The 14,863-nt window shown below is 43.8% G+C and carries 15 protein-coding genes; 8 read left to right on the top strand and 7 right to left on the bottom strand.

What is annotated here, in order from left to right:
• The first annotated feature begins 154 nt into the window (after positions 1–154).
• The 5 genes from QZX97_RS10410 (at position 155) to QZX97_RS10390 (ending at position 4,663) form a co-directional block, all read left to right on the top strand.
• Positions 155–562: a hypothetical protein gene (locus QZX97_RS10410; RefSeq protein ID WP_295649158.1), complete on the top strand. Its 408-nt coding sequence runs from the start codon at positions 155–157 to the stop codon at positions 560–562.
• The gene (locus QZX97_RS10405) at positions 559–1,089 is read left to right on the top strand and encodes a hypothetical protein (RefSeq protein ID WP_295649155.1); all 531 of its coding nucleotides are present in this window, start codon (positions 559–561) and stop codon (positions 1,087–1,089) included. The genes QZX97_RS10410 and QZX97_RS10405 overlap by 4 nt, the downstream gene beginning before the upstream one ends.
• Before the next feature lie 597 nt (positions 1,090–1,686).
• On the top strand, positions 1,687–3,273 hold the full coding sequence (locus tag QZX97_RS10400; protein WP_295649153.1) for a DUF6600 domain-containing protein: 1,587 nt from the start codon (positions 1,687–1,689) through the stop codon (positions 3,271–3,273).
• A gap of 60 nt (positions 3,274–3,333) precedes the next feature.
• Entirely contained in the window at positions 3,334–3,933 is a 600-nt protein-coding gene (locus QZX97_RS10395; RefSeq protein ID WP_295649150.1) for a YhcH/YjgK/YiaL family protein, read from the top strand.
• A gap of 73 nt (positions 3,934–4,006) precedes the next feature.
• Entirely contained in the window at positions 4,007–4,663 is a 657-nt protein-coding gene (locus QZX97_RS10390; protein ID WP_295649147.1) for a protein-L-isoaspartate(D-aspartate) O-methyltransferase, read from the top strand.
• Between the two features lie 84 nt (positions 4,664–4,747).
• Here the strand turns inward: QZX97_RS10390 and smpB are convergent, their stop codons facing one another.
• The 3 genes from smpB to QZX97_RS10375 are packed head-to-tail and all read right to left on the bottom strand — an operon-like array spanning position 4,748 to position 7,807.
• Positions 4,748–5,197, bottom strand: coding sequence for an SsrA-binding protein SmpB (gene smpB, locus QZX97_RS10385; RefSeq protein WP_295649143.1), 450 nt, complete (start codon positions 5,195–5,197; stop codon positions 4,748–4,750).
• A 52-nt stretch (positions 5,198–5,249) separates the two neighbouring features.
• The gene (locus tag QZX97_RS10380) at positions 5,250–7,139 is read right to left on the bottom strand and encodes an Nramp family divalent metal transporter (RefSeq protein ID WP_295649139.1); all 1,890 of its coding nucleotides are present in this window, start codon (positions 7,137–7,139) and stop codon (positions 5,250–5,252) included.
• Complete coding sequence (locus QZX97_RS10375) at positions 7,136–7,807, bottom strand: metal-dependent transcriptional regulator (protein WP_363152322.1); 672 nt, start codon at positions 7,805–7,807, stop codon at positions 7,136–7,138. The genes QZX97_RS10380 and QZX97_RS10375 overlap by 4 nt, the downstream gene beginning before the upstream one ends.
• Before the next feature lie 106 nt (positions 7,808–7,913).
• On the opposite strand from QZX97_RS10375, the gene QZX97_RS10370 reads away from it, so the two are divergent.
• Positions 7,914–8,387 carry an Lrp/AsnC family transcriptional regulator gene (locus QZX97_RS10370; RefSeq protein WP_295649135.1) on the top strand — a complete coding sequence of 158 codons (474 nt, stop codon included), beginning with the start codon at positions 7,914–7,916 and terminating at the stop codon, positions 8,385–8,387.
• A gap of 93 nt (positions 8,388–8,480) precedes the next feature.
• On the opposite strand, the gene QZX97_RS10365 is transcribed toward QZX97_RS10370, so the two are convergent.
• The 3 genes from QZX97_RS10365 to QZX97_RS10355 all read right to left on the bottom strand — a co-directional run bounded on the left by QZX97_RS10365 (position 8,481) and on the right by QZX97_RS10355 (position 11,118).
• Positions 8,481–8,702, bottom strand: a complete 222-nt coding sequence (locus tag QZX97_RS10365) for a YdeI/OmpD-associated family protein (RefSeq protein ID WP_295649133.1) — start codon at positions 8,700–8,702, stop codon at positions 8,481–8,483.
• 54 nt (positions 8,703–8,756) lie between these two features.
• The gene (locus QZX97_RS10360; protein WP_295649130.1) at positions 8,757–10,118 is read right to left on the bottom strand and encodes a pyridoxal-phosphate dependent enzyme; all 1,362 of its coding nucleotides are present in this window, start codon (positions 10,116–10,118) and stop codon (positions 8,757–8,759) included.
• Between the two features lie 157 nt (positions 10,119–10,275).
• Positions 10,276–11,118 carry a universal stress protein gene (locus QZX97_RS10355; RefSeq protein WP_295649127.1) on the bottom strand — a complete coding sequence of 281 codons (843 nt, stop codon included), beginning with the start codon at positions 11,116–11,118 and terminating at the stop codon, positions 10,276–10,278.
• A gap of 240 nt (positions 11,119–11,358) precedes the next feature.
• Between QZX97_RS10355 and QZX97_RS10350 the strand changes: the two genes are divergently transcribed.
• Positions 11,359–12,594, top strand: a complete 1,236-nt coding sequence (locus QZX97_RS10350; protein ID WP_295649124.1) for a pitrilysin family protein — start codon at positions 11,359–11,361, stop codon at positions 12,592–12,594.
• Positions 12,594–13,868: a pitrilysin family protein gene (locus QZX97_RS10345; protein WP_295649120.1), complete on the top strand. Its 1,275-nt coding sequence runs from the start codon at positions 12,594–12,596 to the stop codon at positions 13,866–13,868. The genes QZX97_RS10350 and QZX97_RS10345 overlap by 1 nt, the downstream gene beginning before the upstream one ends.
• A 2-nt stretch (positions 13,869–13,870) precedes the next feature.
• Here QZX97_RS10345 and QZX97_RS10340 read toward each other — a convergent pair whose 3' ends face one another.
• Complete coding sequence (locus QZX97_RS10340; RefSeq protein WP_295649117.1) at positions 13,871–14,593, bottom strand: hypothetical protein; 723 nt, start codon at positions 14,591–14,593, stop codon at positions 13,871–13,873.
• Positions 14,594–14,863: the final 270 nt, after the last annotated feature.

Here is a 14,863-nt window from a genome sequence, read left to right as displayed (position 1 = left end):
TGGTCTTACTGCGAATCTCTTTGATATAGTTTTCTGCTGTTTGTTTCTTCTTGGTTTCCATTGTCTTAAAGTTAATTAATCTTTGGAAACACTCCACAAGCTTAGCACCCTATCGGTCCACTTTCAGCTGACGATTTACATAACTCATCATAAAATGTCAATCCTCTTATCCGACCCATCAACAAACCAGGCCTCCCGCTGGTCGGCACTGTTTAACCCTATCGTTTTTCAGTATATGCACACCATCGACTACGAGATTTGCGCCATAGCCTGGAGCAGTAGCAACCTGACTATCAGCCTGCCCGCGTTAACTAACGACCAGTTAAGCGCCTTATCCGGCAAAAGCATATACATCAAAACCGACAATGTAACTGACAACCCGGGAAGTTGGTTCAGTTTAAAAAGCCAAAACCAGGAATTGAACACAAAAATAGAGGTATTGAAAGAACAAGTAAGCGGTTTGGACACGCGGCTTGGCAACATAGAGACCAAAACACGCAATACCGACCTGATACAGGAAGACAAAAATTTAAATACACTACTTAAAAGCACTGAAAGATGAAAAAGACCATTACCCTATTATGGGCCATTACGATGCTGTTTTCGTGCTGCAAAACACGACATGTCGACATCGCCCAAAGCCATGCCAATACCTTTGCCCATATGACCAGTATCGTTAACAAAGATTCCACAAGGGTTGATACCGGCAAGGTGCGCACCGAAACCAAAACCCTGACCGTTGTAAAGGATTCGGCAACGGTAACCGTTATATCCGATAGCGGAGCCGTTGAAATAGTTAAAATTGACGCCGGGCAAAACTTTAGCTATATGGGCAAAGCCAAAAGCATTGTTTTTAAAAAAACAACGGACAACCAAACGGCCATTAATGCCGCGACGCAGGAAAACAAGGGCGAAACAACACGAAACATATTGGCTGATAGTTTGACGGAACAAAAGCAAACCGATACCGTGCTAAAAAACAAAGCAGTTACGGCAAGTGCCAACTATACCTGGCAGGTCGCACTCGTTATTCTATTAGCCTTATTGATTGCGACTGCTTACTTATTACGCAAATTCGGCGTTGTTTAGGTTTGATATTACAAAAAATATCCCACCCTACGGCCCATCTCTTAATTAGAAATGGGCTTTTATAATTAACTATTGAATTATTTTCAATAAAATAATGCTTCCAAAGACATCAATTAAATTTCAAACCAAACTCAAAAAACATGAACCCACTTGAAGCTTTAACCCATAAACAGCAACGTTTTTAAACGACGACTTAATAGATAAGAACGCCACCCGGGCAGCGCTGCGGAATACTAGAAAAGTATAGCGTTGAACGAACTTTAATGGCTTTGCCTAAAATGGCCCTTTATATAAAAGGCCGGACGGAGGAGGCATCAATGAAATGTTGTAAAAACCAAAAAACTGTTTCGGTTCAACGAATGAATAAGTTATAAATTGGATAAGATGATAAATGTATTCAGTTGAAAAACGACAATCAATACCGATATTTAAGTTTTGAAAATAAATTACAATTATATAAATGATATAGATTAGGGTTTGCGATGACGAGGGTCGTGAGCCGGTGGCGAAACAAATAAATTATACTTCTTATATTTACCAGCGAAACCTTTTACAAGAAGAATCGTCATAACAATATAATACCCTAATTATTATACAATGAAAAAGCTAAGCACATTAATTATAGCCGCCCTGTTTTTGGCAGGATGCGCACCACAAATATACATGACCGAGAGGAGGCCCGTTGCGGTTGAGCCGCCACCTGTGGTACAGCAGCCGGTATATGCAGCACCCCCCGAGTCGGACTATCAAACTTTTTATGACGACCTTGCCCCTTACGGTAACTGGGTTGACAACCCTAACTACGGCTATGTATGGCAGCCTAATGTCGGCTACGATTTTCGCCCTTATGCCACCAACGGCCAATGGGTGTACAGCGATTACGGCTGGACCTGGGCCTCCAACTATAACTGGGGTTGGGCAGCATTTCACTATGGTCGGTGGTTTTACGAGGACGGCTACGGCTGGATGTGGGCACCCGGACACGAGTGGGCACCCGCATGGGTAACCTGGGGCCGCAGCGGTAACTATTACGCTTGGGCACCCATAGCGCCACGCGTTAACTTTAGCGTAAACGTAGGCTGGACTCCTCCGGGCAATTACTGGAACTTTGTGCCGGTTGAGCATATCAACCGTCCGAATGTGTCCACTTATGTTGTTTATAACAACACTACTGTAATCAATAATGTAGTCATTATCAATAACGTTAACCGTAATAACCCAAATAGCAAGGTGGTTTATAACAGGGGTCCACAGGCGGTAGAAGTAGAAAACTATACCCATGCCAGGGTTCAACCTGTTGTGATTCACGAAAATAACCGCCCCGGCGAGGTATTGGGTGGTGGCGGCTTGACCGTTTATCGCCCTAACATCAGGCAAACTGCCCCCAACGCGGCTGTAAAACCTGCGCCACAGGTTATCCAAGGGCCGGTTAGGCAGGATAATCAGCAAGGCAATGGCGGCAACCCTAACTACCAGCGCCCTACAAATCAACAGCCGGTTGCGCAACCGAGTCAGCAACAAGGCAATGGCGGCAATCCAAATTATCAGCGGCCCGAAAGGAATAACCAAGGTAACCAGCAACAACCGGTAACGCAACCCACGCAACAAGGCAATGGCAGCAACCCAACTTACCAAAGGCCAACAAACCAGCAGCCGGTTGCCCAGCCCGCGGTAACACAACCCGTTACCCAGCCTGCCGTACAGCCCCAGCAGGGTAATAACGGTAACCCGAACTACCAACGTCCGCAGCGTAATAATCAGGGTAATCAACAGGCACCGGCTACGCAACCTGCTCCGCAGCAAACGGTAACGCCACCGGTTACACAGCCGGCCGCGCAGCCGCAGCAGGGCAATAATGGCAACCCTAATTATCAAAGGCCTCAGCGCAATAATCAGGGCAACCAACAACAACAGCCTGCTACAACAACCCCGGCCACTAATCAACCGCCGGCAAATCAGCCGCAACAACAAAGGCCGGCACCGGGCAATACATACGATCCGGCAAGGGCACCAATAACACGGCCTGTACAACAGCCTGCGCAGCAGCCACCGGCTAATCAACAGAAACCGCAGCCGCAGCAACAACCGCAGCCCAAGCCACAGCCCAAAAAGTTGCCGCCGCCACCTGTGGACCAACAAAACCCTAACCAAAAAGCTGACCCGGTTAAGCCAACGAATCAATAAGGCATATTTTGCCATTGGTGAGGTAATCAATATATTTACCTCACCAATTTTACTATATCTATGAAAAAGCCACTTTTAGCCTTTGGGCTGTTTTTCGCCGTTTTATTAGTTGCAGGTACGTCTGCTAAAGCACAAACAAAAGCCGATGTGGATAAATGGTTTGCCCAACCACAATATATACACGGGGTAAAGGTTGTGTTGGCACCGTCGACCAATACGGCTGAATTTGCCAAACAATATAGGCTCAACAAAGCTGTATGGGAGAAGGTGCACGATTTTTTGCAGCATACCAACCTCGACTCGCTCCCGGTTGGTAAATACCCCATTGATGGTACCAATGCTTTTGCCTCAGTTACCGATAACCCTACCAAACCTTATGCCCAAACCGTTTGGGAATCGCACCGCAAATACATCGACTTTCAGTACGTGATACAGGGCGCCGAAGGTATGGCCGTAGCGCCGCTTGCATCAGCCAAAGTAACCGACCCTTATAACGATGCCAAAGATGTGGCTCATTACGATGTTGAAGGAACGCAATACACTGCTAACCAAGGGGTTTTCTTCTTGTTTTTTCCATCCGATGCGCACCGTGTGAACATCAAAGTAGATGGTGCTGAGCACGATAAAAAACTCGTGATCAAGATAAACGTGGTAGAGTAATCCCTGCTATCTTTTTCTTCACATTTCACTTTTGTGGATATCCTTATTTGGCTTTGTTTTAACTTCGCACGCAATGGCCTATAAGTATATCGATAACTACCGCGAGCAGGGCGGGCGCAAACAACTGGTTGAACTGTTGAGGAAAAAAGGTATAGCCGACGAGCAGGTTCTCGCGGCCATTGGCAAAGTACCCCGCCACTACTTTTTCGATGAGACCTTTTGGAACCAGGCTTATAAAGACATCGCCTTCCCGATAGGTGAGGGGCAAACCATCTCGCAGCCCTATACAGTAGCTTATCAAACGGAGCTGTTGCATATCCGCAAAGGCGATACCGTGCTGGAAATAGGCACCGGATGCGGTTATCAAACCTGTATCTTGCTGGAGCTTGGCGCGAAGGTGTATACTATCGAAAGGCAGGAAAAGCTGTATATCCGCACCAAGCAGGTATTGCCGCATATTGGCTACAAAGCCAACTTTTTTTGTGGTGACGGCTCGAAAGGTATGCCTAAATACGCGCCATTCAATAAGATCATCGTAACGGCAGGCGCGCCTTTTGTTCCCGAAGACATGTTGCAACAACTGGCCGTTGGTGGCATATTGGTTATCCCGGTGGGCGATGAGCAGAGCCAGAAAATGGTAACCATTCTAAAAGTAAGCGATACGGACTATGAAAAAGTGGTGTTGGATACCTTCAGGTTTGTGCCGCTGGTAGGCGATAGGGCCTGGTAGGTGAGAATCAAGAATTTAGAATCAGGAATCAAGATTTTTGAAGTTAAACTTATTGTCTCGGCTCTTGATTCTTGCATCCCGATTCTATCTTTTCAAAGCCCTATCCATCTCAATTTTACTATCCCGTTCTTTTAACGTCTCGCGTTTATCAAAGGTCTTCTTACCTTGCGCTAAGCCTATCTCAAGCTTGGCAAAACCGCGCTCGCTAATGAATAAGGCTAGCGGAACTATCGTAAAGCCTTTTTCTTCGGTACGGGTTTGCAGTTTGCGGAGTTCCTTTTTTTGGAGCAGCAGCACCCGGTCGCGCTTTTGCTCATGGTTATAGAATGAGCCGTGCGAATACTCGGCAATGTGCAGGTTACGCACGTATAGTTGATTGTCGATAAAGGTGCAAAAGGCATCGTTCAGGTTAGCCTTGCCATCGCGTATAGATTTGATCTCGGTACCCAACAGCTTTAGCCCTGCCACATACTTATCCAGTATATGGTATTCAAAATAGGCTTTTTTGTTTTTGATGTATAGGTCCTGGGTCATAGTGCTGCAAAGATAGTATGATTTCGGATTTAAGTGCCGACACTCACGAGAACTATTGTTTATCCGGCTTGACAATCAGTATAGGAACATTCACCCTATGCCGAACCGCGTCAACCGTAGTGCCAAAAATAATGTCCTTGAGCGCTTTGTGCCCATGCCCGCCCATCACAATGAAGTCGATACCTTCATCGTTCACAATTTTGGCAATAGCGTTCGATGCCTTGCCATAACCAATTATGCCATGCGCATGGTAATGCATGGCGCGCAGTTCGGCAATGTATTTGTCAAGGTTCTCTCTATCGCTCTGGGTTTCGTGGTCGAGAGCTTCGGTACCTAAATAACCTGCTGCCGCGGTCTCCACAATATGCATCAGGGTGTATTCGGCATCTTTACCACCCTGCATCAGGGCATTGCGGATAGAGTCCCGGTCTTTTCCCGAGAAGTCGATGGTCACCGCGATGCGTTTGTACAAAATGGGCGCCATGCTGCCAATGGTAGTAGCTTCGCCGTGCGGAACAGTGGTACCGGGCGCGGTATGGTGTTTAAAGTAAATAGGCTTTAAAAACACGTATACCAACAGAAAGGCAATCCCAATGGTAAGCGGGATAATGAGTCCATACATCCATGGGGTTATGGAAGGGTAGTCTTTTATCCAGTCGCAAATCTGTTCAACAATCAGTTTGGCGTTCAGCACTACAATAAGCGCCGCGCTTAGCCATGCCAGTACCTTTATCTTCCAGCCAATGGCAAATTTCCCCATGTACGCCTTGTCGGATGTAAAATGTATCAGCGGTATCACCGCGAAGCCCAACTGCAAGCTCAATACTACCTGACTCAAAATAATGAGGCTTGTGAGCGACTCTTCACCAAAATAAACAATGGTGAGCACAGCCGGTATAATGGCCAATAAGCGTGTAAGCAATCGCCTTAACCAGGGTTGTATGCGCAGGTTAATATGGCCCTCCATAATAATTTGCCCTGCCAACGTACCGGTAATGGTCGAGCTTTGGCCTGATGCTATCAAGGCAATCGCAAACAGCATCGGCGCCAGCGAGCCAAAAATATGGTTAAGCAGCTTATAGGCATCCTTAATTTCGGCAACCTGGAAATATCCATTGCGGAAGAACGCGCTTGCAGCCAGAATCAAAATGGCCGCGTTGACTAAAAAGGCCAGGTTTAAGGCAATGGTGGTATCAAACAGATTAAACTTTAACGCCTGTTTGATGCCGGCATCGGTACGTTCAATTTTGCGGGTTTGCACCAGCGAAGAATGCAGGTAAAGGTTATGCGGCATTACCGTGGCGCCTATAATGCCTATGGCGATATACAGTTCGCTGCCCGAAAGGTTGTGCGGTAAAAAGCCTTTGGCAATGTCAACTACATCCGGCTTCACAATAAACATCTCGATAAGGAATGCCAGCCCTATAATGAATATCATCGAGATGATAAAGCCCTCCAGTTTGCGCATACCTTTATTCATGAGGAACAATAGGAGTAAGGTATCAGAAACGGTAAGCGATATGCCCCAAAGCATAGGCAGGTGAAAAAGCAACTGTAAACCAATAGCCATACCTATTACTTCGGCCAAATCGCAGGCAACAATGGCTATTTGTGCCAGTATATAAAGGCAGATATTTACAAAGCGGGTATAGGTGTTTTTTGATACCTGGGCCAGGTCCAGCCCGCGGACAATACCCAGCCGGGCACTTAACGATTGTAAGAGCAGTGCCAGCAGGTTCGATACAAACAGTATCCAAATGAGGCGGTAGCCAAACTCGCTGCCCCCGGCAATGTCGGTTGCCCAGTTGCCAGGATCCATATAACCTACGCTCACCAAATAGGCGGGACCCAAAAAGGCCATAATTTTCCGCCAGCCCAATTTGTTTTCGGTATTTACCGACCCATGTACATTCCCTAACGATTCGCCTTGTTGTCCGCTCATACTGTTACCAGAATATTTTTAGCCGCGTCCCTGCTCAGGCTGACGGTTTCTTTATTTACTTTTAATATCACCGACGCGTCGAAAGCTACAACTTCTATCAGTTGGATATGTTTGCCGATGGTGAGGTTCATTTTTTCGAGGTATTGCAAAAATACCGGGGTATGTTCGCGCACGCCCATGATGATGCCTTTATCGCCATCTTTTAAAGCTGATATAGGTATCAGTTCGTGTTTTTTGATGCGGCCGGTATTATCTGGAATAGGGTCGCCATGTGGGTCGTATTTCGGGAAATTGAGGAACTTATCCAGTCTGTCAACTAACTCTGCCGACGTAATATGTTCCAGCTCCTCTGCCAGTTCATGTACCTCATCCCACTTGAAATTGAGCTTCTCCACCAAAAAATACTCCCACAACCGGTGTTTACGTACAATATTGATTGCAATGCCGTTTCCTTCTTCGGTTAAAGTGACTCCCTGGTATTTAGTATAGTTGATGAGCTTCTTATCGGCCAGTTTTTTCAGCATGTCCGTTACCGAAGCCGCTTTGGTATTCAGCGCGGCTGCAATACTGTTGGTACTCACGCTTTCCTCGTTACTGAGCGAAAGGTGATAAATGGATTTGAGATAATTTTCTTCGGTATACGAGTTCATTTCAACAAATCTAATCATTTTTTTAGATAAGTCTAAAAAATTATCGCAATGAATTTATTTTGTTTTGATATGATTTTAAAAAATTTTATTTTGTTTAAAGGGAAAATATATATTTGTAACCATTATGGCAACTACCGATATCGACAAAATAGACCTAACCATCCTTAAAACCTTGCAAGAGAATGGAAGGATTACCAACCTGCAGCTTTCAACCGAAATTGGACTTTCTCCGGCGCCAACTTTGGAGCGAGTGCGCAAACTGGAAAATTCGGGCTTTATTAAGAGCTATCATGCTTTGGTTGATGAGGAAAAACTCGGTTTGGGTATCAAAACCTTTATCCAGGTATCGCTCGATTTCCACAAGAACAACACCATACAGGTTTTTGTCGACGAGATAAAAGCCATCAAAGAAGTTACCGAATGCCACCACGTAACCGGCCAATGCGACTTTCTGCTAAAAGTTTACGTTCGCGATATCAAAGCCTACGAACAACTTATTATGGAGAAAATCAGCAAAATAACCGTTGTAAAAACCTTCCAAACCATGATGATCATGAGTACCAGTAAGAAGGAACCTACTGTGCCGTTGGAGTATTAACCATGCAGCCCATGGTCGATAGTCCACAGATCATAGCTATTATTGAAATTTATTTCCGTTTACCATGGACCATCGACCATGGTCCATGAACTCTTACGTTTTTAACGTCTTTTGCTTGTTCCGCAGCATGATCATCGCCTTATCAGCCCTAATCTTGCGCGTGTCTTCTTGTTTGGCCGAGCCAACCCAATCGCAATAGCCCTGTTTGTAGCCTTTTGAGAGGCCTTGGAAAAAGGCATTTGCTTCTGCATCTTTGTCAAGCAAAACCTGCAATTCTACAGGTGTGCCTTCTATGTGTTCTCCTTTTTTAAGCATCTATAGTTCTTTAAAACCGTAAACTTTTATTCCTGCTTCAGAGGGTTAAGCGGCTTACCCGCTTATTGCATTGATAATATCGTACTGCGTAATAATGTTGATTTGCCCTTGTTCATCTTCCACCAAAACAGCCGTATTGTCTTTGTTGATGAGCGACGAAATTTTGTCGATGCTGGTATTCAAATCAACAAAGGGGAATGAACCGGTGGCAATGCTTTTCACCGTTGCCGAGCGGAGCGATGGATTTTCGAGTAACGCATCCAGTATACCGCTTTCGGTTATCTTACCTATTACCATTCCTTTTTGTGTAACAGGTATCTGCGAAATATTCAATGATTTAATGGTGCCTATAGCCTCCATAATCGATTTTTCGCAATCGATAGTAACAATCTCCGATTTCTCTTTTTTAGCGATAATGCTACGGGCCGTTAGTTTGGCGTCAGTCAAAAAGCCGCGCTCGCGCAGCCAGTCCTCGTTAAACATTTTGCCCATATAGCGCGAGCCATGGTCGGGGAAGATCACCACTACCACATCGCCCTCTTTAAACATATCTTTCATCTGTAACAAACCTGCAATTGCTGAACCTGAAGAGTTGCCCACAAAAATCCCTTCTTTTAAGGATATATCGCGCGTCATCAATGCTGCGTCCTTATCTGTTACTTTCTCAAAATGGTCTATCAGATTAAAATCAACGTTAGCTGGCAAAAAATCTTCGCCAATGCCTTCGGTAATGTAGGGGTATATCTCGTTCTTATCAAAAATGCCCGTTTCCTTATACTTTTTAAATACTGAACCATAGGTATCAATACCTAAAACCTTGATGTTTGAGTTTTTCTCTTTCAAATATTTGGCCGTGCCGCTTATCGTGCCGCCGGTGCCTACGCCACAAATCAAATGGGTTATTTTGCCTTCGGTTTGTTCCCAAATCTCCGGACCGGTTTGCTCATAATGCGCCTGCGAGTTGGATAGATTATCATATTGGTTCGGCTTCCACGAGTTCGGCGTTTCCCTTACCAATCGCGATGATACCGAGTAGTACGAGCGGGCATCCTCGGGATCCACGTTGGTTGGGCATACAATCACCTCAGCCCCAAAGGCACGCAAAGCGTCCACTTTTTCTTTCGACTGTTTATCGGTAGTGGTGAAAATGCATTTATAGCCTTTAATAATGGCAGCCATGGCCAGGCCCATGCCTGTATTGCCCGATGTGCCTTCTATAATCGTACCTCCGGGTTTTAGCAACCCGCTTTTTTCTGCGTCCTCAATCATCTTAAGGGCCATACGGTCTTTAATGGAATTACCGGGGTTGGTGGTTTCCACCTTTGCCAATACCATTGCAGGTATATCTTTTACTATTTTATTGAGTTTTACCAATGGCGTTTGGCCAATGGTTTCAAGTATATTGTTATACCACATTCCCGTTTAGTTTGATTTAACCTATAGCTGAGGTAGTATTTTCCTCTCCAAGTTTCCAACGGTAAAATTAGCTTTCTCAAATGATATATTTTAGAAGGAAATCTAAGAATCGAAAAATCAACCAATCAAAAAAACCAATGATCAGGATGAAGATAGGTTACCAGCTATACCTGTTCATATAGGGTATAACCAATAGCGGCAAATTATGGTAGTCCCTTTTTTTACCTGGTTCGGTTTGGATAAACCTGTCGAGCATCTGGTGCTTTTTGTTTACTAAAGCAATAACCTTTATATCGGCTGTACTTACTATAGTTTCAAGGTCGTTCTTCCTGTTTTCCCCTTTTATATTTCTTAAAAACAATTTATTGTAACCTACCTGCGCCGCAAAAGCATCCGATAAAAGTGACTGCGCATAACCATCTTCCATATCGGGTATCCCACTTGCGGATATATGGGTAACAAAAATGTAAGCGTTAAATGCTTTTAAAAAATTTACCACTTGCATTTCGCAATAGCGTAAATCAGTTAGGTAGGCTATCCGGTCAATTTCTTTCACTCTGGTGTGCTCCGGAATTACCAACACCGGGCAATTGGCGTGGTCTATTATTTGCCTGGCATAATTATCCGCATTACTGGCTTTTAAATCTGTTAAATGCTGTACTCCCACTATCATCATACAAATTTCCTTTTCAACCACCAGGTCCTTTATTTTATCGGTATTAAAATCGCTGATACTGGCACAATCAATAAATGTGCGGCCAATAGGGGCGTTATCCTGGTTTTGTTTTAACTGGTTAACCAATGCCTCGGCATTGGGGTAATATTCATCTTCAAATGGCCAATATTCATTGTCTTCAAATAGTATTACTTTGTTGAGCGGCGCATTCAAAACGTCGCACAATAATAAATTGGCATTGATTTGCTTGGCCAGCTTTAAAGCGAGTTGAGCAATTTTTGCCGATCGGGGTGATAGATCGATCAATACCAGGATGTTTTTCATTTGATAAATTATTAATTGGTAGAAAAAAAATCTGTTGGCCAGCTTAAGCTGATGCAGCGATATTACCGACTGCTATCAAGAGAACAGCAATGCTGGTTGTATTGTTTTTAAATTGAAGAAATTTTTTTTCGCTAAAGTTGTTATTCTTCTTGCTTTCAATTGATCATTATTATTTCGAACATGGTTAAAAACTATACCTTTGCAACCTGTTTTTTGTTGTACCGATTTTTTTAGGACTACATGGTTAAATTCGACCGTTTTACACTTGATAATGGCCTGCGGGTTATTGTCCATCAGGATAAAACCACCCCAATGGCGGTGCTGAATATTTTATACGATGTTGGCGCCCGCGACGAAAACCCGGAGCAAACCGGCTTTGCACATTTGTTCGAACACCTGATGTTTGGTGGTTCCGTTAATATACCCAATTACGATGAACCCCTGCAACGTGTTGGTGGCGAAAACAATGCCTTTACAAGCAACGATATTACCAATTATTACATCACCTTGCCTGCTGTAAACCTCGAAACTGCGTTTTGGCTCGAGAGCGACCGCATGCTTAGCCTTGCTTTTAGCGAAAAGAGCCTTGAGGTTCAGCGTAACGTGGTGATGGAGGAGTTTAAACAACGTTACCTCAATCAGCCTTATGGCGATGTTTGGTTACATTTGCGGCCTTTGGTTTATAAAATGCATCCGTATCGATGGGCAACCATAGGTAAAGAGTTATCGCACATCGAAAATGCTCAGATGGCCGATGTAAAGGCATTCTTTAAAAAGCACTACAACCCACAAAATGCCATTATGGTAGTTGGCGGCGATGTTGATACCGAACAAGTAAAACAATTGGCCGAAAAATGGTTTGGTCCAATACCAGCAGGGCAAAAGTACCACCGTAACCTACCCCAGGAGGCACCCCAGCACGATGAGCGCCGCCTGACCATCACAGCCAAGGTGCCAATGAACAGCATTTATATAGCTTTTCAGATGTCGGAAAGGATGAATGAAGCCTACTATGTTACTGACCTGGTCGGCGATATGCTGTCCCGTGGCAATTCATCTCGCTTATACAAAGCATTGATAAAGGACAAACAACTGTTTAGCGAAGTTCATGCCTATATGACGGGTAGTATAGATACCGGTATGTTTGTTGTCGATGGCAAACCTTTGCCTGGTATAGCGATAGAAACAGCAGAAGCTGCGATATGGGAAGAGCTGGAAAAACTAAAGACAGAATCCGTTTCAATTGATGAACTGACCAAAGTAAAAAACAAAACGGAATCGACAATGGTGTTTTCCGAAATGTCGTTGCTGGATACAGCCATGAATATTGCCTGGTACGAATTATTGGGAGATGCTGAATTGCTGAATGCAGAGATTGCCCGCTATCTGGGCATAACAGCCCAACAGGTACAGCACCAGGCCCAGGCCATGTTTGTTAAAGAAAACTCATCCACACTTTTATACTTAGCCGAATAATGTTGAACAGAACTAACCCACCGGAGTTTAAACCAATTGAACACATCAGCCTGATTAACCCGGGGCATGTAAAGCTGGATAATGGTTGCAATTTATTTTGGTTCAACTCAGGCGAGCAGGAATTGGTACGCATTGAATGGATTTTCAGAAACCTGAGTTTTGATGCTGAAAAACCCTTGTTGAACACAGCGGTAAACACGTTGTTAAACGATGGTACAAACAAAATGACTGCCGCACAGATTGCTGACGCAATCGATTATTACGGTGCATTTTTGCAGATAGATTACGGGTTTGAGCAGTCGCAGGTAACCTTATTTACTTTGAATAAGCACCTGCATAGTACATTGCCTGTTGTTTACGATATTTTGAGGGACTCTGTTTTCCCGGAAAGGGAATTGCAAACTTACATACGTAACCAGCAGCAAAAGCTGCAGGTAAGCCTGCAAAAAAACGATTTTGTTGCCCGAAGGGAATTTAACCGCAATGTTTTTGGGAATACCATATATGGTTTGAAGCCCGAGCCAAGCGATTATAATAATTTGTCGCAGGCCGATTTGTTGGCTCATTTTAAACAAATGTATCAGCCGGCCAATTGCACCATATTGGTTGCCGGTAAAGTGGATGACGCTATTTTAAAAACCATTACAAATTTATTTGATAAGAATTGGACCAATAATGGGATTGCCAATGTTGATCAGCCTGCACCAATGCCGTCGGGGCAATTGTTTACCCTAATCGAAAAGCCCGAGGCGCTGCAATCCGCCATTCGTTTGGGTACCGCTACGATCGATCGCCTTCATGCCGACTATCCGGCTTTACAAGTGGTTAATACGATATTAGGGGGCTATTTTGGTTCCCGTTTGATGGCAAATATCCGCGAAGAAAAAGGTTATACCTATGGCATAGGCTCGGGTATGGTATCCTTTAAAGGTTTTGGCTCTTTGTTCATTGCTACCGAAGTGGGTGCCGATGTAACCCGCAGTACCATGACCGAGATTGAAAAAGAAATCAATATCCTCAAAACAGAACACATAAGCGATGAGGAACTTTCGCTGGTAAAAAATTATATGCTCGGTTCGCTATTGGGTAGTTTGGAGAACGTAATGTCGCACGCGGATAAGTTTAAGAGCATCTATTTTTCAGGGCTCGATTTTGGGTACTACGACTATTATACCAGCATAGTTCACGATATACAACCCGTTGAAATATTGAGAATAGCTAATCAATACCTCGACTTCGATAAGATGACCAAGGTAATAGTTGGCAAGTATTGAAACTATTGTTTTTTTGCCGTATCGGGTTTCAGCGATTGTATTTTGCGCTGATCAGGTGGTAGCAGCATGAACTTCTCATAGCAGTCGTTCAGGTATAAGGTCAAATCGAACCCGGGAGCCTTAAAATCGCTTATCATTGGACGATAAAGCCCTATAAATTGCTTCAGATCGTTCCCTTTGAGCGGCACATATTTGCTTACATTTTCAGGACTAAATGCTTTGTCTATTTGTTGCGTAGCATTTTCTTCGTATGCAACCTGAGCATTTTTCTTGTTCTGGGCACTTTTCCCGTAACCAAACCTGATGGCAATACCCCCTATCGGGTTCCCGTTAGCATCGGTTTGATACCTTAAAGCCTGATTTTGTAGGTTGGGGTCTTTAAGATTACCCAATTTTGTGCTTGTATTTTGTATAGTAACTTCTTTAAGGGCTCGGCTTTGCGGGGTAAGATAAATCTCGATTAAGCGGGAGTTGGTTACAACAACTGTATCAGGTTGATAAGCAAAATCTGTCAGCACCAATAAATCACCCGCTTTGGCTTGAATGGTAAATAAACCCGCATTGTTGGTCAAGGTATTATCTTTTGTCCGCATGTTTTGCACTTTGACAGAGGGCAATATTACATGAGTATCTAACTCATAAACCTTACCAGTAAGGGGCAGTTGCGCGTAAACAGCTGTGCAGTTAAACAACAATGTAATAAAAAAAAACAGGCTACGTTTCATCGTAATGTTGAACAATCAAATGCAAGTTTATCAATTGCAGTTCACAAAACGTATGCCGTGTAACACATTTTATTGTTAATGTTTGTTAAAACAAGTCAAAAAAAAAGAGAGCGCCGCGAAGCCCCCTCTTTTTTAAACATTAACTGACCTCATTATTTATCATAAAGAACGATTGGTTTATAACTGATAAACTAACAATTGCACAAAGATATACTCTATAGAATTAGCAGACTAATTTTTTAACAAATATTTAACTCTTTTTTTCCACAT

Origin of the sequence: uncultured Mucilaginibacter sp. (genome assembly GCF_903893715.1) — a bacterium.
Lineage (GTDB): Bacteria > Bacteroidota > Bacteroidia > Sphingobacteriales > Sphingobacteriaceae > Mucilaginibacter.
This window is presented reverse-complemented; position numbering and strand designations above follow the sequence as displayed.

Excerpts from the sequence above, each read along its gene's own strand:
- QZX97_RS10400 (WP_295649153.1), top strand. The coding sequence starts at position 1,687 with ATGAAAAAGCTAAGCACATTAATTATAGCCGCCCTGTTTTTGGCAGGA.
- QZX97_RS10380 (WP_295649139.1), bottom strand. The coding sequence starts at position 7,139 with ATGAGCGGACAACAAGGCGAATCGTTAGGGAATGTACATGGGTCGGTA.
- QZX97_RS10390 (WP_295649147.1), top strand. The coding sequence starts at position 4,007 with ATGGCCTATAAGTATATCGATAACTACCGCGAGCAGGGCGGGCGCAAA.
- QZX97_RS10350 (WP_295649124.1), top strand. The coding sequence starts at position 11,359 with ATGGTTAAATTCGACCGTTTTACACTTGATAATGGCCTGCGGGTTATT.
- QZX97_RS10410 (WP_295649158.1), top strand. The coding sequence starts at position 155 with ATGTCAATCCTCTTATCCGACCCATCAACAAACCAGGCCTCCCGCTGG.
- QZX97_RS10355 (WP_295649127.1), bottom strand. The coding sequence starts at position 11,118 with ATGAAAAACATCCTGGTATTGATCGATCTATCACCCCGATCGGCAAAA.
- QZX97_RS10345 (WP_295649120.1), top strand. The coding sequence starts at position 12,594 with ATGTTGAACAGAACTAACCCACCGGAGTTTAAACCAATTGAACACATC.
- QZX97_RS10405 (WP_295649155.1), top strand. The coding sequence starts at position 559 with ATGAAAAAGACCATTACCCTATTATGGGCCATTACGATGCTGTTTTCG.
- QZX97_RS10395 (WP_295649150.1), top strand. The coding sequence starts at position 3,334 with ATGAAAAAGCCACTTTTAGCCTTTGGGCTGTTTTTCGCCGTTTTATTA.
- smpB (WP_295649143.1), bottom strand. The coding sequence starts at position 5,197 with ATGACCCAGGACCTATACATCAAAAACAAAAAAGCCTATTTTGAATAC.
- QZX97_RS10340 (WP_295649117.1), bottom strand. The coding sequence starts at position 14,593 with ATGAAACGTAGCCTGTTTTTTTTTATTACATTGTTGTTTAACTGCACA.
- QZX97_RS10370 (WP_295649135.1), top strand. The coding sequence starts at position 7,914 with ATGGCAACTACCGATATCGACAAAATAGACCTAACCATCCTTAAAACC.
- QZX97_RS10360 (WP_295649130.1), bottom strand. The coding sequence starts at position 10,118 with ATGTGGTATAACAATATACTTGAAACCATTGGCCAAACGCCATTGGTA.
- QZX97_RS10365 (WP_295649133.1), bottom strand. The coding sequence starts at position 8,702 with ATGCTTAAAAAAGGAGAACACATAGAAGGCACACCTGTAGAATTGCAG.
- QZX97_RS10375 (WP_363152322.1), bottom strand. The coding sequence starts at position 7,807 with ATGATTAGATTTGTTGAAATGAACTCGTATACCGAAGAAAATTATCTC.